The sequence below is a fragment of the Polymorphobacter megasporae genome (genome assembly GCF_018982885.2).
In the GTDB taxonomy this organism is placed as follows: Bacteria; Pseudomonadota; Alphaproteobacteria; order Sphingomonadales; family Sphingomonadaceae; genus Polymorphobacter_B; species Polymorphobacter_B megasporae.
The window spans coordinates 2276077-2298221 of the sequence record NZ_CP081848.1 but is presented as its reverse complement, the minus strand read 5'-3'; the positions used below and the strand labels follow the sequence as shown (position 1 = coordinate 2298221).

General features: G+C 63.8%; 14 protein-coding genes. 9 read left to right on the top strand and 5 right to left on the bottom strand.

Annotation, left to right across the window (positions count from 1 at the left end; genetic code table 11):
• Positions 1–66 precede the first annotated feature (66 nt).
• The 6 genes from KTC28_RS10895 to KTC28_RS10870 all read left to right on the top strand — a co-directional run bounded on the left by KTC28_RS10895 (position 67) and on the right by KTC28_RS10870 (position 14234).
• The gene (locus KTC28_RS10895) at positions 67–1758 is read left to right on the top strand and encodes an FAD-binding protein (protein ID WP_216710380.1); all 1692 of its coding nucleotides are present in this window, start codon (positions 67–69) and stop codon (positions 1756–1758) included.
• A 1087-nt stretch (positions 1759–2845) separates the two neighbouring features.
• Complete coding sequence (locus tag KTC28_RS10890; RefSeq protein ID WP_216710381.1) at positions 2846–5806, top strand: tubulin-like doman-containing protein; 2961 nt, start codon at positions 2846–2848, stop codon at positions 5804–5806.
• Between the two features lies 1 nt (position 5807).
• Positions 5808–7352 (top strand): substrate-binding domain-containing protein, encoded by a 1545-nt coding sequence (locus KTC28_RS10885; protein WP_216710382.1) that lies wholly within the window; start codon positions 5808–5810, stop codon positions 7350–7352.
• Between the two features lie 201 nt (positions 7353–7553).
• Positions 7554–8216 carry a DNA/RNA non-specific endonuclease gene (locus KTC28_RS10880; protein WP_216710399.1) on the top strand — a complete coding sequence of 221 codons (663 nt, stop codon included), beginning with the start codon at positions 7554–7556 and terminating at the stop codon, positions 8214–8216.
• A gap of 21 nt (positions 8217–8237) precedes the next feature.
• A complete protein-coding gene (locus KTC28_RS10875) occupies positions 8238–8495 on the top strand; it encodes a hypothetical protein (RefSeq protein ID WP_216710383.1) in 258 nt (85 codons plus the stop codon).
• 129 nt (positions 8496–8624) lie between these two features.
• Entirely contained in the window at positions 8625–14234 is a 5610-nt protein-coding gene (locus KTC28_RS10870; RefSeq protein ID WP_216710384.1) for a DUF3320 domain-containing protein, read from the top strand.
• A gap of 357 nt (positions 14235–14591) precedes the next feature.
• On the opposite strand, the gene KTC28_RS10865 is transcribed toward KTC28_RS10870, so the two are convergent.
• A complete protein-coding gene (locus KTC28_RS10865; RefSeq protein WP_216710385.1) occupies positions 14592–15104 on the bottom strand; it encodes a hypothetical protein in 513 nt (170 codons plus the stop codon).
• Between the two features lie 500 nt (positions 15105–15604).
• On the opposite strand from KTC28_RS10865, the gene KTC28_RS10860 reads away from it, so the two are divergent.
• The gene (locus KTC28_RS10860; RefSeq protein WP_216710386.1) at positions 15605–16264 is read left to right on the top strand and encodes a hypothetical protein; all 660 of its coding nucleotides are present in this window, start codon (positions 15605–15607) and stop codon (positions 16262–16264) included.
• A 193-nt stretch (positions 16265–16457) separates the two neighbouring features.
• On the opposite strand, the gene KTC28_RS10855 is transcribed toward KTC28_RS10860, so the two are convergent.
• The gene (locus KTC28_RS10855) at positions 16458–16796 is read right to left on the bottom strand and encodes a hypothetical protein (protein WP_216710387.1); all 339 of its coding nucleotides are present in this window, start codon (positions 16794–16796) and stop codon (positions 16458–16460) included.
• Positions 16797–16806: 10 nt separating this feature from the next.
• Entirely contained in the window at positions 16807–17748 is a 942-nt protein-coding gene (locus KTC28_RS10850; RefSeq protein ID WP_216710388.1) for an HNH endonuclease, read from the bottom strand.
• 139 nt (positions 17749–17887) lie between these two features.
• Here KTC28_RS10850 and KTC28_RS10845 point away from each other — a divergent pair, with 139 nt between their 5' ends.
• Both KTC28_RS10845 and KTC28_RS10840 read left to right on the top strand, forming a co-directional pair.
• On the top strand, positions 17888–19522 hold the full coding sequence (locus KTC28_RS10845) for an ATP-dependent nuclease (RefSeq protein WP_216710389.1): 1635 nt from the start codon (positions 17888–17890) through the stop codon (positions 19520–19522).
• Positions 19522–20682 (top strand): UvrD-helicase domain-containing protein, encoded by a 1161-nt coding sequence (locus KTC28_RS10840; RefSeq protein ID WP_255602438.1) that lies wholly within the window; start codon positions 19522–19524, stop codon positions 20680–20682. Before KTC28_RS10845 ends, KTC28_RS10840 begins: the two co-directional genes overlap by 1 nt.
• On the opposite strand, the gene KTC28_RS10835 is transcribed toward KTC28_RS10840, so the two are convergent.
• On the bottom strand, positions 20649–21347 hold the full coding sequence (locus KTC28_RS10835) for a hypothetical protein (protein WP_216710391.1): 699 nt from the start codon (positions 21345–21347) through the stop codon (positions 20649–20651). The genes KTC28_RS10840 and KTC28_RS10835 overlap by 34 nt on opposite strands.
• Positions 21348–21356: 9 nt before the next feature.
• Entirely contained in the window at positions 21357–22124 is a 768-nt protein-coding gene (locus tag KTC28_RS10830; protein WP_223132240.1) for an SbcC/MukB-like Walker B domain-containing protein, read from the bottom strand.
• Positions 22125–22145 lie beyond the last annotated feature (21 nt).

Genomic DNA, 22145 nt, shown 5'->3' with positions numbered 1-22145 from the left:
TCGCATTGCGCTTAGTCGATTGCCGCGTGGCCAGAACTGCGTGGCGGCAGCCGGGAGGCGTCGCGCATGTCAAACACGATCATTGCCCGGGGGGTCGACGGCTTCTACCACCCGACAAGCGAGGACGAGGTGATCGCCCTCGTCAATCATGCGCGTGCTACCAAGGTGCGGGTGCGCGCCCGCGGGGCGACCCACAGCGTCGCGTGGAGCATCTACACCGACCCGGTCGCCGGACTACCGCTCGACAAGACGCTCGAGGCGAGCCCTCCCGCCGGGGCCAACATCGATATCGCGCTCGACCAGCTCGCGAGGCTGACATGGCTCGACGAAGCCGCCGGCACGGTCGAGGTCGGGGCCGGCATTCACATGGGCTTCGACCCAAGCGACCCGTTCGGCGTGTCGACAATCGCCAACAGCCTGCTCTACCAGGCGTTCCTGAAGGGCTGGGCAGTCAACATCGTCGGCGGCATCACCCACCAGACGATCAGCGGCTTCACCGGCACCGGATCGGCGGGTGGGTCGATCACCTATGCCTTCGACAATGTCGCGGCGTTTCGGGTGGTCGACGGGCTTGGCGCGGCGAGCTGGATTGCCCGCGGCGACGATGCCTTCGACGCGATGCTGACCGCGGTCGGCCTGATGGGCGTCGTCACGGCGGTCCGCTTGCAACTGGTGCCGATGTACCTCGTCACCGGCCAGGAGGCGACGACCCCGGTCACCGGCCCAGAATGCCCGGTCGACCTGTTCGGTCCAGGCGATGCCGACCGCCTGTCGCTCGCGAAGTTCCTGAAGGACCAGCCGTATAGCCGCCTCACGTGGTGGCCGCAAAAGGGGTGCGAGCGCGTCCAGATCTGGCAGGCTGCGCGCGCCCCGGTGCCGCCGGGCGACCCGACGCTGGTGCCGTATCAGGAGTTTACCCCCGACCTTGGCGGGCAGGTCAAGCAGCTACTGGCGTCGGTATTCTTCGTTTTGCTCGGCAACACCGATGTCGCCCAGATCGACGCGCTGGTCGCAGCCCGCGTCACCCAGTTCGGCCATAATCTGGCTGGGCTGTGGGCAACGAGGAACGGCGGTGCGGGGGCGGCGGCGACCGCGGTGACAATCGCCACCACGGTGCTGGCGCTGCCGGTCCAGCTCCTCGCGCGGACCGGGGCAATGCGGACGCTGTTCCCTTCGCTGCTGCCGCTGTTCAACCCGATGTCGGGCAGCACGCCGACCCTGTTCAACGATTATTACTGGCGCAGCCTGTGCATGGACAATACCGCCGACGACATCATGCTCGGCACCGAGTTTATCGAGATCTGGCTGCCGATCCAGTACACGCAACAGGTCATGACGCTGTTCAAGGCGATGTTCGACGCGAACGGCAGCGCCGCGACCGGCTATTACGCGCAGGAAATCTACGCCGCCGCGCCGTCGACCGCGTGGCTCAACCCCAGTTACAGCGATGGCAAGGACGAATACCGCGATGGCGTCGCCCGCTTCGACGTCTACTGGTACCGCGACAATGCCGGCGAACCCGATGTCAAAAATGCGTTTTTCGAGCAATATTGGGACTTGCTGAAGGCAAACGACATCCCGTTCCGTTTCCACTGGGGCAAGTTTATTCCGTTTTACGACCTACCCGGCTGGGCCGCCTTCTACCGTGCCAGCCTGCCGCGCTTCGACGACTTCCTCGCGTTGCGCGCCCGCCGCGATCCCGACAATCTATTCTTCACAACTTATTGGCAGGAGCGTTTGCTCGGGACGGCGGTCTAGGCGGGCGCGACCGCCGGGGCTGCCGCGCCGCGGATGATCGGCGGTTACATTAATTGGGTGATAGCGCGCGACTAGAGGGTCGAGCTCACCAGCCCGCCGATGATGACCACGCCAGTGGCCCATACAGCCCCGACCCCGAAAGCGCGAGCGGCAGCAGGCCGGCGACCGCGGTGACGCTGGTCAGCAGGAATCCGTCGCCTTGAATGCGCTGTGAAAAACGCTGCGTCTAGGTGCTCGACGGTGCCGCTCAGCGGCTTTCGCCCCATAAATTCGACTAAAGCTGGAATTTAGCGCATCTGGTCGTTTGACGATTTCGATTTAGCACTGGCACCGGATTTAGAGACGGGGCCGATTTCTGCCTGGCAGCTCTTGGTCGTGGAACGCAGCGTTCCTGATGGTTGCTGGGGGCCGAAAGCAGTCCGACTGCTTTGCGTCATGACGCGCGGTATAGCTGCCGTTCGAATTCGCGAGGATCCCACGGATGACGGTCCAGAATTCAACATTCGCCCGCCCTTCCGGCGCTCCCGCGATCGCGAACAAAACAAATCGCTTCGCTTGTCTGACTGATTGCGAGCCCGATGTTCTTAATCGCCGTGGTTAAGTGGCGCCCTCCCGGCACAGCGTGGCTTGCGGATTAAATCCTCGATATGCTGATGCCGCCGAGAAGTGCGACGATGTCCTGCTGACGGCTGCTGCCTGTCTTTTCAAGAACCGCCTGCAATTGCGATCGGACAGTGCGAGGATCGCTCCGATGAGGTCGGAATTAACAATCGATAATCCGCGCCGTCGCGATCCCGGATCGAGCTGTCGATAAACCAGCTCTCTGAGCGAGCCACGACCCCGCGAAGTCATAGGGGCGCCTCCATGACGGCTGACGAGCCGCCAACGGGTCGACGACGACGTTCCGACCGGCCGCGGGGTCCGCAGCTAATTAGCCCGCGCATTCTTAGACACTTCCCCCGTGACGCCCCTTCGTTAAGGTGTACGACAGGACGGGATGACGACACCAGTGCCCTGAGATCGGGCGGCGTCATTAAACGGTCATGGGGCGCGGCGAAGAGACTTCGTCGAGGGGGATTACCAGGGCATGAATCACGTGATAATCGGGCTCGGCGGGACGGGCGGCAAGGTCATCCGCTCGCTCCGCAAGCTCATCTACACGGAGTTCCGCAAGGAGGCTCCCGACGGGGTCGACGTCGGTTTCCTCTACGTGGACTCATCGAAGGAGATGATGGCCTTCGACGATCCGACCTGGAAGGTGCTCGGCACATCGGTCCAGCTGCCCGTCGCCAGCCAGCTGACGATCACCGGCGAGGACCTCTCGGCGCGGCTCGCGAACATCCAGACCTATCCCGGCATCAAGCCCTGGATCGGCGACCGCGCAGTCTGGGGCGAGATCCTCGGCTCAATCGTGGGCGCCGCCCTCGGAGGCCAGAAGCGCCGGCTCGGCCGGTTCCTGCTCGCCTGCAAGATCGACGATCTGAAGAAGCAGATACAGTCGATCGTCCGTTCGCTTCAGGCGAACGGCCAGACTGACATCACCTTCCACGTCGTCGCCGGGCTCGCCGGCGGCACCGGCTCGGGATCGATCATCGACGTGGTCGCGCAGCTTCGTGCCATGTATGGCCAGCCCGGACGGCACAAGATCGTCCCATATCTGCTGCTGCCGGACCAGTTCCCGCCGCCGAACTGGGACACGGGCAACTACCACGCCAACGGGTTCGCCGCTCTTTCCGAGCTGAACGCGCTTTCTACTGGCGCCTACCAGCCGATCGACGTCTCGAACGGGTCGAGGCTTGATCTGAAGGACGCGTTCAACGGTGCCTACGTGTTCGGCAATGAGAACGAGACCGGCTATCAGGCCGACGTCGACCGCGAGATCCCCGGCATCGTCGCCGAGTTCCTCTTCCAGAAGATCGTGGTGGCGGCGAAGGTCGGCTGGCGGTCTCTCGAGCGGATGGAGAACGCCGAGAACGGCGACGGCACGCCCGAGACGACACCTGGCGGCCGCGTCGGCGAGCGGTCGAAGCGCTTCCTCAGCTTCGGGATAAAGCGGCTCGCGATCCCGGAAGAGGAGATCAAAGAGTATCTGAGCCTCAACTTCGCCCGACAGGCGATCCAGCAGCTCCGCTACAACAATTGGCAGGACACGCTCGGCTTCGTCGACGAGGCGAGGAACGTCGACGTCGCCAGCTTCGTGCGCCAGCCTGACGTCCTCGGGCGCTGGCAGCTCGCCGACGAGAGTCTCACCCTGTCTGTCCCGATCCTCGCGACGGATGATCCCGCCAAGCGCTGGAAGCCGCTCACAGGCGAGTGGGAGTCCGTGCTGCCGACCTTCAAGTCGATGGCACGCGAACAGCCCGCACCGACATGGATCGACGAGCTCGGCAAATACTTCCAGAAGCGGTTCGAGGAGAGCTTCCGCAATGCCGGCGTCGCCTCGTTCTACCGGACCAAGGCCATGGCGCGGAAGGACATGGCACGTGAAGTCAGGGCGCGCGTCGAGCGCGAGCTGTTCGACGACTGGCGCAATGGCGCGCGCTCGGCAGCCGAGGTTGCGCGGGTCCTCGCCGCGCTGCTGTCATCGCTCAACGAGCGCATGCTCGGCGTCGACGACACGATCTTTAAGCTCAATGCCGAAGTCGAAGACGCCCGCGCCCAGCTCGCGGTCAACGCGAAGAAGTGGGCGGATCTCGGGCTGTTCGGCAAGCTCGTCGGCGGACGCGACAACATCTTCGATGCGGAGGGCATCTTCCTCCAGGAACTCTACGTCCGTCTGACGCGGATCGAGGCGTGGACCTTCGCCAAGCCGCTCCTTGCCGAGATCTCGACCGAGATCTCGGATCTCAAGGCGAACGTGGATGCGATCGTCTCGACGATGCAGGATGCGCTGCGGCGGGTCTCGACGGGAATCGACGAAAGGCTCAAGAAGGCCGATGTCGATGATCTCAAGGGGCACCTGATCCGCTTCTACGATCCAGACACCGTGCGGCGCGTGACGCGGGCCCTCTCGACGGACGAAGGCGAGCAGCGCACTCAAACCGCCAAGGTCCGCGCCGACCTCGTCGCCTCGCTCGGTCCGTCGCCCACCTTCACCTCCTTTGCCACGCGTCTCGGGTTGGGCGAACTGATCGACCGGATCGAAAGCGCCACCGAGGAGAATGCGCAGATCGCGCACAACACCCTCGTCACGGAGTCGAGGGACCGAATCCTCGGGGTGTCGATCGTCGCGAAACTGAAGGAGCGCTACGGCGGCGATCAGCAAGCGCTCCGCGGATACGTGGCGAAGCTGGTCAAGGAGGCGGGCTGCTTCATCACTCTCAATCCGCTCGAAAGGAACCGCGCCGGGCCAGGGATCGCCTCAGGCGTGCAAACCCTGATCGAGAAGTGGATCGTCATCCTGCCGAAGGCGCCAGAACAGGCGGCTTTCGTCGAACAGCTGAAGCAGGCGTTCCGCGACGCGCAGCCGGGCGACCTCGAGTTCATCGAGGCCGACGACCGGGCGAACCAGATCACGATGATCTCAGTGAAAAATCTGTTCCCGCTCCGCTACCTCGGGATCCTGCCGTTCCTCCAGGAGCGATATCAGACCCGCATCGCAGCGAACCCGGTGCGCTTCGCCCTGGAGCTCCACACCGAGGGCACGATCGACAGCTATCCGGCGCTCTTCGTCAAATCGGGGGACGAACTCCGCCGTGAAGCTCTCGCCTACCTGCTTCTCGGCCGCTCGACCGGCGCGGTCGTCGAACTCAACGGGGCGCTGGTCCTTCAGAGCAAAGATGCAGACGGCTTCGACAACCCGCCCCGGCCGCTCGGGGCGTCGCTGCTCGTCGCCCCAGACGCGATCGACTACGACCTGTTGGCCGACCTGAAGCGGACGGTGGATGGGTCGATCGGGGCCGTGAAGGACAAGGCGGCACTCGAGGACGGAGTCAGGTCCGCCGCCGAAGGGGTAAAGCCGCTCGTCGGGGGCGACGTGGGCGACCCGAGATACCGGGCTGTGGTCGACGCCGCCCGTGGCGCTCTCAAGATCATCAGGGGACAGTAGCATGGCGGGCGAGCGACAGGGAAAATGCGTCAACATCGGCAACTGCAGCCTCGCCGATAAACGCGAGACGATCACGACCAAGGCGGGACAGGACTTCGTCTGCCCCGAATGCGGCAAGGGGCTCGTCCTCTCGACCTCGTCCGCGAGTGCAAGCTCGCCCAATCCGACGCGCCGCAATGCGCTAATCCTCGGCGGGGTCGCCGTGCTGGCTCTCGCGGGTGCCGGTCTGGCGCTGCGCAGCTGCGGTCATGGTGCGACTCCAGCGGGCGCGGGTTCCTCCGCCGCACCTGTCAGCGTATCGGACGCGACGCTCCGCCTAGGTGGATCGAACACGATCGGCGCCAAGCTCGCCCCGGCTCTCCTCACTGCCTACTTCAAGGATCTCGGCTGCGCGGACGTCAAATCGTCGTCGCCCGCCGCCGAGGAAACCGTGCTCAGCTGCGACGCCGCCGGCCGCCACCTGTCGGCGACGGTCAGCGCGCATGGCTCTTCGACCGCGTTCGAAGGTCTGGCGGACGGAAAGTTCGACATCGGTATGGCGTCGCGCCGCGTGAAGCCCGAGGAATCGGTCAAGCTCACGTCGCTCGGCGACATGACCTCGCCGTCCAACGAGCACGTGCTCGGCCTCGACGGGATCGCTGTCATCGTCCATCCCGCGAACCAGGTCGCGAAGCTGACGGTCGACCAGGTGGGCGCGATCTTCACTGGCGTGGTGACCGACTGGAAGCAGGTCGGCGGCGCTTCCGGCGCAATCGCCGTCTACGCACGCGACGACAAGTCGGGCACCTACGACACGTTCAAGTCGCTGGTCCTCAACAAGACGCCGCTCGTCTTTGGCGCCAAGCGCTTCGAGGACAGCGGGGATCTGTCCTCGGCAGTGGCCAACGACCCCCGGGGGGTCGGGTTCGTCGGCCTCTCCTCGATCGGCGGTTCGAAGGCGGTCCCGGTCGGACCGGCCGGCACCGCGCCTCTGGTGCCGAACCGCATGACCGTCGGCACTGAGGACTACGCCCTCTCGCGCCGACTGTTCCTCTATACCGGGCAGACCAACGCAAAGCCCGACGTCGCTAAATTCATCGAGTTCGCCAACTCGGCGAAGGGACAAGCCGTGGTTGAAGCGGCCGGCTTCGTGCCGCTCACGATCCACCAGGAGAAGACCGTGGTCGTCGCCACGGCACCGTCGGACTACAGTTCGCTTGTGGCGAACGCCCTTCGGCTCTCGGTGGACTTCCGGTTCCGCACGGGATCCTCGGATCTCGACAACCGCGGCCTGAAGGATCTCGATCGCGTCACCGAGTTCCTGTCGTCATCCTCGGTCCAGGCGGACAGGCTGATGCTGTTCGGCTTCGCCGACAGCCGTGGCGCCGATGCGCTCAACCAGAAGCTCTCCGAAGGCCGTGCGGCTGCGGTGTCGGACGCCCTGTCGCAGCGCGGGGTGAAGCCCGGCGTGATTCGCGGCTTCGGCAAGGCTCTGCCCGTCGCCGACAACTCGACCCCTGACGGCCAGGACAAGAATCGCCGCGTCGAAGTCTGGGTCAAGCGCTGATCGCCGCCGTACAGGTCGCAGCGCCGCCTGGCCGTGCGGCGATCGACCTGACCGGATCGGCGGTGACTGCCCACTCCACGCTGCGCCACATCGTCCGGTCGGCGGCTTTGACGACGCTGGCTGCCGTGATCCCATGGTCGCCAGTTGCAGCGAGCCGGTGTCCGACCGTCTTCTATCGCGGCGGCGCGCCTCTGATTATCAATTCTCGGCTCGGCGCCGGCCGTCGCGGTCTGCTATCAGTCGTTCGCGACGACTGCTTCGCCGATCTCCCGCACCGGACTTTGGTCGGCGGAGCATCTGACGCGAGGCGGCGTCGAGGCGGCCCGCGGTCTCGGGGCACGGTATGGGCGGTGGCACGCCGACGCACACCTGCGCCCGGACCAGCAAGCAAGCCCCAAGGACTATACCAATAGCGGCTACGACCGGGGACACCTTAGCCCATCGGGCGACATGCCCACACCGGACGCCGACGCCGAGACCTTCACAATGGCGAACGTGGCGCCTCAGGTCCCCCACCTCAACCGCGGTTCATGGGAACAGGCGGAGAGCATGACCCGCGACATCGCCGTCTACCTCGGTGAGACCTGGGTCGTGACCGGGGTGCTCTTCGAGGGCAACGAACTGCGCAGGATCGGCGGCAACGTCCTCGTTCCGACTGCCTTCTACAAGGCTTTGCTGATGCCGGGTCGAGGAGCTGCGGCATACGTAGCGACAAACGAGCCGGTGCCGCGATGGAGTGTCGTCTCCATCGTCGAGTTGAGACGGAGAAGCGGGGTGGACGTCTTTCCAAGGCTTGCAGCCGACGTCGCGGCCAGCGCGGCGGTCCTGCCGATGCCAGGCGACCACCGGCGACGGCGACGTTGATCGAACCATAAGGAGATCGGAATGAGCAGCATCGCCCCCTTCGCCGACGACACGGCGACACTGTCCATCGGCGAATTTCACGTCGAGAACGGCACGCATGCGGTTTCGCTATACGGGTCGCTCGACATTACGCGTGACCGCGCGGGGCTGAACCACGCTCGGCAGCTCGCGGATCTGCTCGCGCAGATCGTGGTGAGCCTCGAGGGCGAACCTGCCCTGCCGGCGATAGCAGCGCCGGCGAAGGAGACCGGCGACAAGGTCCCGAACCCCTTCGCCTGAGGCTTCCAATTTCCGACGCGCGTCCCATGCCTTCGGCTGACGGGCAGGATACTGGTGCTGCCCGTCGTTTCGCTAGACTAGCGGTCGCCATAAGGCTCTAGTCGCAAGAGGATTCGGCGGGGGCGGCGGTTGGCGACGAGAACAGACGGAAACGATGATCCGGAGAGCGTGTCGGTCTTCCAGACCGCACTGTCGCCCCGGGAGAAGCTCGACAGCGCGCGGCTCGAACTACTCGACTTCTCCGGCAGGAACCGGCTGCTCAACATGCCGCGTTCGGCCAAGGGAGCGAGGGCGATCGAGATCGTCGACGAGCTCGCGAACGAGATATTCCGACTTTTCGTGCAGGGCGGCAGGCCATTCACCTTCGTCGCCGGCAAGGCGGCAGCCTCAGGCGACGAGCCGCAGCCCGGTCCGGGAAACGAGGTTGATGAGATCGACGATCTCGCCCAGCCCGAAGACGACTCCATTGACGAGCGCGGCGTCCAGTCGAGGCATTCGGACACGCGTCTCCAGACGCGTCTCACTCCGAAGGGATTGCAGAAGCGGCTGCTCGATCTCTACTTCGACGCCCGGACCCTTGAGGACGAGCAGGGCGTCAACATCCTCTACCTAACCTTGGGCGCACTGAAGTGGTCGGTCCCGCAAAGCCAGGGGTTCCGATACGCTCCGCTGGTGCTGGTGCCTGTGGCGCTGGAACGCGGCAACGCCGCAGAGAAATTCAAGCTGCGCGTTCGCCAGGACGACTACGCCGCCAACCTTTCCCTCGAAGCCCTCCTGGCGCGGGAGCATGGGATTAAGCTGCCGACCCTCGAAGCGAGCGACGGGTTCGACCTCGCGGCCTACTTCCGCGAGGTCGCGGAGGCGGTCGCGGGCAGGTCCGAATGGGAGATCCTGCCGAACGACGTCGTCGTCGGCTTTTTCTCCTTCGCCAAATTCCTGATGTATCGCGACCTCGATCCCGATACCTGGCCCGCAACCGCCAAGATCACCGAGCAGCGCCTCGTCCGCGGCCTGCTGACTGACGGCTTCGACGGGGCCGGCGGGATGATCCCCGAAGACGCGAACATCGATCCGGTTATAACGCCCGCAAAGATGCTGCACATCCTCGACTGCGATAGTTCGCAGGCGCTGGCCGTCCATGAGGTCCGCAGCGGCCGCGACATGGTGATCCAAGGACCACCTGGAACCGGCAAAAGCCAGACGATTGCGAACATCATCGCCGCGGCGGTCGCCGACGGCAAGACCGTGCTCTTCGTCGCCGAAAAGATGGCCGCGCTCGAAGTCGTCAAGCGCCGGCTCGACGCCACCGGCGTGGGCGACGCCTGCCTCGAGCTCCATAGCAGCAAGGCCAACAAACGCGCCGTGTTGGAGGAACTCCGCCGCACCTGGGACCTCGGAGCTCCCAAGGGCGAGGAGCAGGCGACACTCAACTCCCGGCTTCTCGCCGCGCGCGACCAGCTCAACGCACACAGCGACCGCATGCATTCCGCAGTCGGTCCGTCCGGATTGACGCCGTTCCAGCTCGTGGGCCAGCTGAGCCGCCTCCGGTTGGACGGCGTCAGACCAGGCGACCTGCGGCTCGACAGACCGGAAGTCTGGTCGGGCGACGGCTTCGTCGAACGTCACGAGGTGGTCCGCGAGCTGGCCGAACGGATCGAGGTGGCCGGCCGTCCGGACAGCCATCCCTGGCGCGGTGTCGGCCTCGCCTCGATCTCGCCAGGCGCTGGGGAACGCATTGTCAACCGGATAAGGGATCTGTCGGTCCGGGTGTCGGACTACGCGGCGCGTCAGGCCGAACTCGCATTATTGTTGGAGAAGGTCGTCCCGATCGACATGGCCGGACTGGACGGACTGCTCGATTACGCCCGCCGTGCCGCCGATGCGCCCGATATCCACGCCGAAGCCCTGTCCGCTCAGGTCTGGGACACCGACCATCAACGCATCGAAATTCTCGTCGCCGCGGGAACCGTCCACCGGGGGCTGCGCGACCGCCTGGAGCCGCAGCTGGCCGCGGGGGCGTGGGTCGCCAAGGTCGCCGATCCACTCGGCAAACTCGGTTCGCTACCAGGCGATATCGGTCCAGAGGCGCTCGGTCGCGTTGCGAGGTCGGCCGGGCTCATCCACGACCTGCTGCGGGAGCTCGCCGGCCTCGCCCTCGCGCTCGGCCGCCCCGCTCCGCTGACGTTGGCAGAGGGCAAGGCCGCCATGCGCCTTGGTGAACGCGTGGCGTCCGCACCCGAGGCCGATGCAACAGCATTCGCCGCCGACCTCTGGGATGCCGGTGTCGAACGGGCGGCCGATGCGGCCGAGGCCGTCGCTCGGCTCGAGGAGGCGCGGCGGACGGTCGACGGCCAGCTTGTCGATGCGGCGTGGGACATCGATATCGACCCGGCACGGACGGCGTTGGCGGCGCACGGATCGTCCTGGACCAAGGTCTTCAGTGGGGAATGGCGTCGCGCCAATCGGCTGGTCCGGTCGGTGCTCGTGCGGCCCGACGCTCCCCTCGAGGAGAAACTGGCGACCCTGAACGCCCTCGCGAAAGGAAAGGCCGCGAAGCGGCTTATCGAATCGGAATCCTCGTTCGCGGGCCTCGCGTTCGGCGCCGACTGGCGGGGTGTCCGGTCGGCTTCGGCGCCGCTCCGAGCGCTGGTCGACTGGGTCCGGACGCTGAAGGGTCTCGGATCCGAACCGAGATTGATCGCCGCCCGCGGGCCCGACCGCAAAGCCCTTCGCCGGAGCGGGGAGCGCGTGACTCGCCTTCTCGCCGAGTGCGAAGCACTCTTTCCTGGGGTCGTGGCCGAACTCGGTCCGGTGGGTGCGGAGGCGTGCGGCGGCGTCGCCGATCCCGACGAAATCCGCTTGTCAGCGTTCGCGGACCGCATGGCGGAATTCCACCGGGCGGATGAGGAGACGGGCCCGCTGTTCGTCAAGACGCCCGATCGGCTCTCGGCAAGGGTCGCCGCGCTGATCGATCTGGAGCGTTGGCAGGCCGCCGATCGAACGCTCGTCGCAGGCGATGCCCTCGGAAGGGCGGCGTTCAGGGCGGCATGGCGGGGCGACGGATCCGACTGGCGGTCGCTCGAGGCGGCATTCGAATGGATCGGCGCGAACGGGGGTTTCCGCCACGTGGTGGGGCGGATGACCGACCGGGCGGCGGCGTGGCGCCTCGCGCAGGAACTCGACGGCATCCGCGACGTGCTGCTGTTCGAACTGGGGGCGACGTTTGATCGGCTGCGGCTGGACCTCGTCCATGCGTTCGGCCAGTCGTCGGCCGAGCTGATCGCTATGTCGACTCTCGAGGTCAGGCTCGGGGAATGGACGCGTTCGGGCGAGCGACTTTTTCAATGGGTGGCATACCGCGATCGCGCGTCGCGCGCCGCGATGCTCGGCTGCGGCGACGTCGTCGCGAAACTCTCCGACGGCCGGCTCGCTCCACCCGACGCCGCGGCCGGCTTTGAGATGGCCTACTACGAGGCTGTCCATGCGGCGGCGGTGCGGAAGGAACCCGAACTTGGGGTTTTCGACGGAACCCTGCACGGTCGGGTGGCGCGGGATTTTGCGGAGATGGACAGGCAGCGCATCGCCAATGCGAGTCTGGAGGTGGCCCGCGCCCATCATAGAAGGGTGCCCCCACGCGACGGCGGCGGCGTCGGACCGCTTGGCGTATTGCGATCCGAACTCGCGAAGAAGCGCGGGCACATGCCGATCCGCCGGCTGATGGAGACCGCGGCCCCGGCGGTCCAGGCGCTGAAGCCGGTCCTGATGATGAGCCCGCTGTCGGTCGCGCAATTTCTCGCGCCCGGCGACTTCAATTTCGATCTGCTGGTGATGGATGAGGCCAGCCAGATCCAGCCGGTCGACGCGCTGGGGGCCGTAGCCCGGGCGAAGCAAGTCGTCGTGGTCGGCGATCCGAAGCAGCTCCCGCCGACGGCGTTCTTCGTGAAGATGACGAGCGGCACCGAGGAGGATGAAGACGGAGCCGGCAGAGTCGCCGACATCGAGAGCATTCTCGGCCTTTTCACCGCCCGCGGTTTGCCTAAACGCATGCTGCGATGGCACTACCGGAGCCGGCACGAATCCCTGATCGCGACGAGCAATCAGCAGTTCTACGAAGGCAAGCTCCTCATCGTGCCGAGCCCCTATACCACCGAGGCCGGCATGGGACTTGTGTTCCACCACGTCGTCGGCGGGTTGTTCGACGCAGGCGGCACGCGGACGAACGTTGTCGAGGCGAAGGCGGTAGCGCAGGCGATCGTCGCCCACGCCCGCGACCATCCTGAACTGTCGCTCGGCGTCGCAGCCTTCTCGGTCGCCCAGCGTCGCGCGATCGTCGACCAGCTCGAGGCGCTGCGCAGATCGCTGCCGCCTGAAACCGAGGCGTTCTTCCAAAGACATCCGTCCGAGCCATTTTTCGTCAAAAACTTGGAGAACGTTCAGGGCGACGAGCGCGACGTCGTCTTCATCTCGGTGGGCTACGGCGCGAGCGTCGCGGGCGGACGCGTGCCGATGAGGTTCGGGCCTGTCGGAATGGAGGGTGGCGATCGCCGATTGAACGTCCTGATCAGCCGTGCGAAGCGCCGGTGCGAGGTCTTCGCGTCAATGACCGACGAGGACATCGAAGCTGACTTCGCCGCAAGCCGGAAAGGCGTGTCCGCCTTCCGGTCATTCATGCGCTTTGCGCGCACCGGCAGCATGACGAAGACCGAGAGCACGGGCCGCGATCACGACAGCGTTTTCCAAGAGCAGGTAGCGAGGACGCTCCAGGCCCGCGGCTACGTCGTCCACCGGAGGGTGGGCCTCGCCGGCATCTTCGTCGATCTGGCCGTCGCCGATCCAGATCGGCCCGGGCGCTATCTTCTGGGCATCGAGTGCGACGGAAGTTCTTATCACCATGCGCGGTCAGCCCGCGATCGAGACCGGCTGCGCCATTCTGTGCTGGAAGACCACGGCTGGTCGATGATGAGGATTTGGAGCACCGACTGGTTCCAGCGGCCTAACGAACAGCTCGCCATTATCGTAGACCGAATTGACGCGGCGAAGGTCGAACACGATCTCCGCGCCGCTGGAGCGGCGCGACGCCGGCAAACGTCGGAAGTCCAGTCGTTGCCGTCGGAGCTTCGGCCGGTCGAGCGTCAGACTGTCGCCGACGCAGGCGCGCCGGCACCTGACCTGAACCGACCCGTGAGGTATCTCGAGGCCGTTCTGCAGCGCCCCGCCGGCGTCATCGGCGATCTGCACGAGACACCCCGCGCTCTGCTCGCTACGCTGGTCGAAGAGGTCGTGGCAATCGAAGGACCGGTCCACTTCGACGAGGTGGTGGCCCGCATCCGGGACGCATGGGGGCTGCATCGGGCGGGCAGTCGGATACAGGGTGCCGTCGAACGCGCCGTGGACGGTTGCGTCCGTGCCGGTCGCGTAGGGCAGGCCGGGAGCTTCCTCGATGTGCCCGAGCGGGAAGTCAGGGTTAGGGACAGGAGCGAGACCGCCTCCCACACGCTGCGGCGGTGCGAAGCGGTGCCGCCGTCCGAGCTGGAAGCTGCGGCGCTCGAAGTCGTGCGGGCCAACTTCGGAGCGACCGACGACCAGATTGGTCTGGCCGTGTCGCGGGCCATCGGCTTCAAATCGACTAGCGCCCAACTGAGGGAGCTGATCGCCGAGGCTGTGGCAGTTAAAATCCGAAAGGGATGGCTGGCTCGCAGCAATGGAATGGTGGTTCTAGGCGAGAAGGCGACGACGTGATCGCCTAGAGAGCATCCGGTTACGGCCAATAAATTCGGCAAAGCGGACCTTGGTTCAGGCACCGCGGTACGTTGGTAAGACCCACAAGCGGTCGTTCCGCCCATCCTGCCCGTGTCCCAACTCCGGCCGCTCGTTCATCCCGCAGGTCGAGGCTTGCGGTCATTCCCCGGAGCCGTGCGGTTGGCTGAGGGTGGGACGTAAGCAGACCGGCCGCTTTCGGGCGCTGCTCCGCGGAACGCAACCAAGCGTGTCAGCGGCATGGTCACTGACGCTAAGGCGTTCGTGGTGCTGACGGTTCAGGCCTAAGAGAAACTGTTATGCGGCAAACAGGAAATCGGACGGCAACGCCCGCGTTTTTCAGTATAGCCACTCGATCTCGCCGATTTGGCTCTTCCAAAAATAGATCAATTTTTGAATGGCCAATCGGGTTAAAACTACGTTCCCCTGCTTATCGATCAAAGACAGCGATCCGCGCTTGTATGGCGACAGTGGCGTACGGTCAGGGTCAAACGTGTTATGATGATCGAAATTCACATGCTTGGCAGCGGTTGCCATAGCCTGAACAAGTTCCGCTTCTTGGCAATTCTTACGTACCCAGTTGTTGACATGATTGACTTTCACCTGACCGCTTTCGACGCCAAAGAATGCCTTAACATCATTCCTCTTCTCGTCTCTGAGGGTTTTACACGCCCAGTCCGACATATGCCACAGGGCTAGGGCACAGTTCAATAAAGCATCCCGTTCGTCATCCAGAGTCTCGGCGTTATCCATTCGCGCAAGTTCTCGTTCAGCCTTAGCCAGTATTTGAGATGCCTGACTGATCCCAAGCGTGTTTAACGCATCTTTAAGGGGCCTGTAGACCGCGCCCATTTATCTCTTCCATCCTGAAATGCTAAGTAGTCGATGAACTCACTGGCTATCATCACGACGGAAGGGGTGAAAGATTGGTGCCGCGTCGACAGCGATGCGGATGACGGCCTGGTCACCCCTCCCGTCTGCAACGCACAGGATCAGGCCGCTTCCTGTAACGGCCGCGTCCTCACCCCTGCCTTCGCAGTTGATCCTCTCTCAGACACCAGCCTCTCAAAGGTAGAGAAGCAAGCGGGCGAACCAAAAGATCAAACGTGCGAAACCGGGTGGTGGTCAAGCAACAATGAATGGCCAATTTTTGCGCGAATGCGGCCCCTTCTCCGCTCGTGCCAGTGACCCATATGGCGACAGTCCGGGCCCGTTGACGGCATCCGCACTTCTACCGTCCGTTCATGTAAGCTAAACCGGGTTTATCAGCACTCGCTGGAGCGGCGCTTCAAGGGAGCCGGTGATCTTCGTCAGCCAGCACACCTGCCGCTAAAGAGTATCACGAGGGTTAGATGGTAAAGCGATTACAGATTGGCGGCGACCGTGAGCTAATGCAGCCGGAGTCAGCTACCGAACTCAAGTTTGTGTCGACCGAAAGCGCGCATGAGGCCGTCAACAGCTTTGTCGTTGCGCTAATGGGCTTCAGCGCGCTTGTCGATGTTTGGAGTCCCCATTCGACCAGCCCTGCAAAACCATGGGAGCACGGCCATTACGCCGAACTCGGTGGGATTTTATGTGACGTAACCTTGCGCCTGGTGCCCGACCTCGTGATTTACTCGGCCGTTCTGAACGGCATTCCACACGAAATTAAATTCGAGCGATACGCAACGGTTCGTAAGACAGGTCGCGAGGACACCGTAAAGCTGGGTGCGTTAGGCCCGTTTTTGTTAGGTATCAGCAATATGCTGGTCGTATCATACTTCGAGACCCACAAGCAGCACCTTAACGATAAGTATGGCCCAATCGCTTCTTGGCCCGCGATCTGGCAGTTTGCTCGGATCGTGAGGAATGCGCTATCTCACGGCAACGAGGTAAACATCACCGACAATAAGACGGCAACGTGGCAGGGTTTGACATATTCGCCCGTAGAGAACGGTAGAATGGTCATAAATGGGGATCTGTTTCCAGCTGACCTGATCGTCATGCTCCGCGAACTCGAGGATGCGTTGTAAGCCAAATTGTCAGCCGCTATGCACGCTGACCCAGAAGACGACATGCAGTTAGGCCGCGCTGCTCCCGAAACCCGCCATTTGTTCATGTCGACTTCCAACCGCCTGTGGCACGCCGAAGCGTCCGACTGGCTTTCAGAGGACTGCGGAGATCGGCGCAAGCTAATCAGTTCACCGAGCCGATTCGCAGCCTCGCCTAGTCCGCGATCAAGCTCAAGGAAGGCAAAACCCATATCGACGAGGGCACCGGCGACACCGCCAAGGAAACCCAATTCCACAAGGCCACCTGCTTTAACGGCTCGGCCAGTCGGCAGCCTTGCGCAAGAAGCGCGACGTCGTCGCCATCAATGGCGAGGACGCGCTCGAGGGCCTGGTTGTCGATGTCCGGATCTAGCCTGGGTTTGGTGTCCAGGGCGTCGTTGAAGGTGCTGGGGTCGGCGAAGTACAGCCGATCCTCGACCAGCATGTCCAAGCTGTGATGGCTGAAGGCGCGATACTTGTAGACGAGCTTGTGACGGTCTTCGTTCGTGGCCATCGCCCCCTCCTTATTGGCCGACGGGCCACGCGCCGTGGATCGCGCGCCGGACCTCTTCCAAGCTGTAGGGCGGGATGCGGCTGTGAACGACATGGTGGCATGTCGCGCAAAGCGGGACGAGGTCGCAGACCGGATCAACCTCGTAGGCTTCGCCGATTTCGGACAGCGGCGTCAGATGGTGGACGTGGATCAGCTCCGCGCCGATCGCGCCATATTTTTCCTCATAGGTTAGGGTGCAGGCTTGGCAGATCGGGCCGTAGTGCTCGATGCACTGCCGGCGCGCCTCGCGGCTGCGCTCGTACTTCGTGAGCTCGACACCGACCGGGGCGCCCTCCCACATCGGCGGCGGCAGCAATGGCGCCCGCTCCGGCTTTGGGGAGGTCGCCGCTGGGGGGAATGGGAAGTCCGGCGGTAGGTGGCCGAGCCCGAAGCGGCCACCGATGGCGGTGACCACCCGCTCCCATACGCCAAATTCGCCTATCGTCAGGATCGACTTTGGCGGCTGCTCGATGACCTCCACGATCATCGCGCCCGTCGCCCGATCTCGCTCGAGCTTCTGCACGTTCATGTTGCGCTCGTGGAAGTACCAGGCGGGCCACTCGCCGAGTTGCCCCGTCCAGCTTTCCCCGCTCGCGTAGCTCCGGTTCGCGATGGCGAGACACTCCTCGTCCGGCGGGACCGCGATGGTGATGTGGAACGGCCGCTCCAGCTGGTAGGGCGGGGGGATCAGGTAGGCGTAGTTCTTGGTCTTCTTGACGAGCGTCCATCCACGGCGAGGCAGGATGACGGCCAGCGTCAGCGCCGCACCAAAGCGGTAGGTGTCAGCCCCGTGCTGCTTGGGCGCCTTGCCGTCCGGCTTGATCTCGAGCGTATGGATCGGCCAGCCGGGCGGGCTGTGAGACCGGGCAGCCGGCTCGTCGAACTCGAACGGCTCCCCTTTTTCTTTCGCCACGGCACCCTCCCCTGCTTGCCAACTAAGTCCCGCGACGACGGGTTAAACGCCCCGGCAGATCGACCAGGGTAGTGATAGGCTTATATATATTGCGAATCGCGGGTGCAGCGTTTCACGAACTGAACATCAAGGGGCGCGAATGAAGATCGCCAAGGTAAAAATCACCAACTTCAAGTGCTACGAGGAGACGTTTTGTCTCAAGCTCAACGACGCCCTGAACGTTATCGTCGGCGGCAATGAGTCCGGGAAGACGACGATCCTGGAGGCGGTCCATTTGGCGCTGACCGGCATGCTGCACGGCCGCCCGCTCAAGAACGACCTGACCAGCTACCTCTTCAACCTGGCCGCCCAGCAGAAGTACATCGAAAGCCTCAAGACCGGCACACCCCTGCCGCCTCCGGCCATCACCATCGAGCTGTTCTTCTCCGGTGATTCCAACGAGCTGGCGGAGCTCGAGGGCGACGGCAACTCCGAGAAGATCAAGGCCAGCGGCGTGGTCTACCGCGTCGAGTTCGACGAGGAGAGTTACAAAGGCGCCTATGAGGCGCTGGTGGCGGCCGGCGAGCTGACCTCGATTCCGGTTGAATACTACACCGCGACCATGCGGTCGTTCGCGCGCAAGGGCATCACCTCGCGCAACATCCCGATCAAGTCCGCCCTCATCGATTCGACCAGCGCCCGACTGCAGAACGGCTCCGACGTCTACATCTCGCGAATCATCCGCGACGTGCTGCAGGAGACCGAACGGGCGTCGATTTCACAGGCGCACCGCAAGCTGAAGGAGGCCTTCGTCAAGGACGAGAACCTGCAGCTGATCAATGCGCGGATCACCAAGGCCGCGAAGATCAGCCAGAAGTCGGTCTTTATCTCGGTCGACCTGTCGTCCCAGACAGCGTGGGAAAGCAGCCTGATGACCTACATCGACTTCGTGCCCTTCCATTACATCGGCAAGGGCGAGCAGTGCGTCATCAAGACCAAGCTGGCGCTCAGCACCAAGAAGAGCGCCGAGGCCACGGCCATCCTGCTTGAAGAGCCGGAAAACCACTTGTCGCACGCGCGGCTCAACGAGCTGATCGCCGATCTGACCGCCCAGCATGGCGAGAAGCAGATCATCATCTCGACCCACAGCAGTTTCGTGGCCAACAAACTCGGCCTCGACCACCTGATTGTGCTGCGCGACAGCAAGGTGGTGCGGATTGCGGAGCTGAAAGCGGCCAACTTTTTCAAGAAGCTGGCGGGCTACGACACTCTGCGCCTAGCCTTGGCCAAGAAGGCGATCCTGGTGGAGGGCGATTCCGACGAGTTGGTGGTTCAGCGGGCCTACATGGACGCGAACGGCGGCAAGCTGCCGATTCAGGACGGGATCGACGTCATCTCCGTCGGCACGGCCTTCCTGCGTTTCTTAGAGCTGGCTAAAGCGCTGGACATCCCCGTGGCCGTGGTCACCGACAACGACGGGGATCCTGCTGCGCTCGACAAGAAATACGCCGCGTTCAAGGGCGACACGTCGATCAGGATTTGTTTCGCCTCCGAAGTCGACGAAGGCGACCTAAAGGTCAAGGACAAGCCCTTCAACTACAACACCCTGGAGCCGAAGCTCCTGAAGGCGAACGGGTTGGAGGCGCTCAACGCGGTCTTGGGCACTGCGGCCACGACCGACGACGACCTTCGCCTCCACATGCGCTCTAACAAGACCGAAAGCGCGTTGGCCATCTTCGCCGCAGAGACCGGGATCAAGTATCCGGACTACATCACCCAGGCCATCGCGCCGTGATGGCCGCCAACAGGCTCGTCGTCGCGGCGGCCGGCTCCGGCAAGACCACCTACCTCGTACACGAGGCGCTGAAGATCAAAAACGAGCGGGTCCTGATCACCACCTACACGGAATCCAATGAGGCGGAGATCCGCCAAAAGTTCTTTGACGTCGCTGGCCGCGTCCCGGCAAACGTGGTCATCACGACCTGGTTTAGCTTCCTGATCACCCACGGCGTCATGCCGTTCCAAGGCGCGGTGTTCGACTTTCCGGTCAGGGGGATGCTGCTGGTCCAGGCGCAGTCGGCCATTCGTTTCACGAACAAAGCCGGGGTCAAGGTGCCCTGGCCGGAGGACAATATCGCCCGTCACTTCTTCGACGGTCGCGGCCGGGTCTTCTCTGACAAGCTGTCGAAGCTGGTGATGCGTTGTAATGCGGCGAGTGGCGGCGCGGTGATCGACAGGCTGAGTCGGGTGTTCCCCAACGTTTTCGTCGACGAGGTCCAGGACCTAGCCGGTTATGACCTCGATATCCTCGAGGCGCTGGCGCGAAGTCCCGCCCACCTGTTGATGGTCGGCGATCCTCGTCAGGTCACCTACCTGACCCACAACGAGCGCCGTCTCGCGAAGTACGCCGAAGGCGGCATCGCCGACTTTCTGCGGACGCTGCCCCAAAAGCTCAAGATCGAGATCGACGACGCGAGTCTGAATCGGTCGCACCGCAACAGCGCGGCTATTTGCGCCGTGTCGGCTCGTCTATTTCCTGGGCTAGCCGCCACCCAGGCCTGCGACTGCGCGACTTGCCGGAACCCTCCGTCGGCCAACGCCGGCGTCTTCATCCTGAGGATTTCGGACTACGCTCATTACCTAGCGACCGTCAGACCGATGCAACTCCGCGACAAGGTCACGGCCGGTGGTGTTGATCCGTCGTCGCAGGTGATGAATTTTGGAGAGTCCAAGGGTCGAGGCTTCGACCACGTCGTCATCCTCCCTACGGGCCCCATGCAGAAATGGCTGGTCGATCCGGCTTCCGAACTCGCGGCGCAAAGCCGCGCCAAATTCTATGTCGCCGTCACCCGCGCTAGGCACAGCGTGGCTGTAGCTATGGACTGGAAATCAGCAGCGCTGCCACCCGGATTTTCCTTTTATCAGCGCCCTGAAACCTCAACGATATTGGGCTGAGCGTTACGTCGGAACCCTGACTGTTCCAGCCAAAATAGGTTCTCAGCAACGCGTGTTATCTCACGCAGCTCGTCCTCCTCGCATTCTGTGAACATCGCCTCGGCCAAGGTGAGCCGCTTCTCAAACGACACCCGGCTGAAATTGAACGACGGATGCACTGCGAGGATCGCCGCCTTTGCGGCGATCTCAGCGCTGGCCGCTTTGGCCTCTGCCCGGCCGTTAGTCTTTCTCTCCGCCCTCGCCGCGTCCAGGGTCTCGTCAACGGCCTCTTCAAACTCATCATGCCAATCGACTGACGCGATGGTCGTATGCATCACGCCATCAACCATGAAGGCCGCCAAGGTCGTGCAATTTTCACCGACATGCCCTGCTACCCGTCGGTGAGCGGCCTTTAGCGCCGCGGGCAGCTTCTCTACGCCGAGCTCGGCCAGCGCTTCTCGGGCGTCATTAATAGCCTCCTCTGCATCGAAGGCGACCTCGACCATGTAGACCGCCTTTGGCTTGGCCGCGGTGATCAGTCGGGCGGCCTCGTCTAGTTCAAGTTGGACCAGTGGAACCGACGAGCGGTCGGTCTGATTTGGGAACCCCTCAACCAGGCACGTCTGCGCCGCCTTTGCGGCCTCACGAACCGCTATTGCCAAGTATTCTGCTTCGTTTGCCGGCATGGCTTTGCCCTAGATTCCGACCCGCTGACTTATGACGCTGCCCTGCGGCTGGCGAACCACATCGAAGCCCATGGGGATCTGCTCCTTCACAGCCTCGACGTGGCTTATGACGCCGACCGCTCGATCCTGGCCCACGAGGTCACGCAGGGTATCGAGGGCGACATCGAGGGTCTCGTCGTCGAGGTGGCCGAAACCCTCATCAATAAAGACCGCGTCGAGTTTGACGCCGCCGGACTCTGCCTGGACGACATCGGAAAGCCCGAGCGCCAATGACAGCGATGCCAGAAACCCCTCCCCGCCTGAGAGCGTATGAGCGTCGCGTTTCTGATCGGTGTGGGCGTCGTAAACCTCGATGTCCAATCCTGCCCTAGCCCGGCCGTCGCCCCCCTCATACTTCCGCAGCAGGGAGAACCGACCGCGCGACATACGCCCAAAGCGCAGGTTGGCCGCTTCGAGGACCAGGTCGAACGTCGCGGCGATAGCGAAATCGCGCAGGCGCAAGCGATGGGCGTTTCGGCCATCGGTCAGCTGGGCCAGCTCACCGAGGACACGATACCGCTCAGTCGCCTCGGCAAGCTCTGCGGTCAGTCGGGTGACAAGGACCTGAGTGGTTTCAAGCTGCGACAACCTCATCGCGGTCGTCGTAAGGAGCTCCTCAGCCTTGCTCAGGATCGCGTCGGCGTTCATCAGCGCGGTCGAACTGGCCGCCAGGTTAGGGCGATCCAGACCAGCAATTGCCGCAACGGCGCGGTCCTTCCGATCTTGCGCGGCGGCCAAGCCAGCGACGTGCTCGGTGAT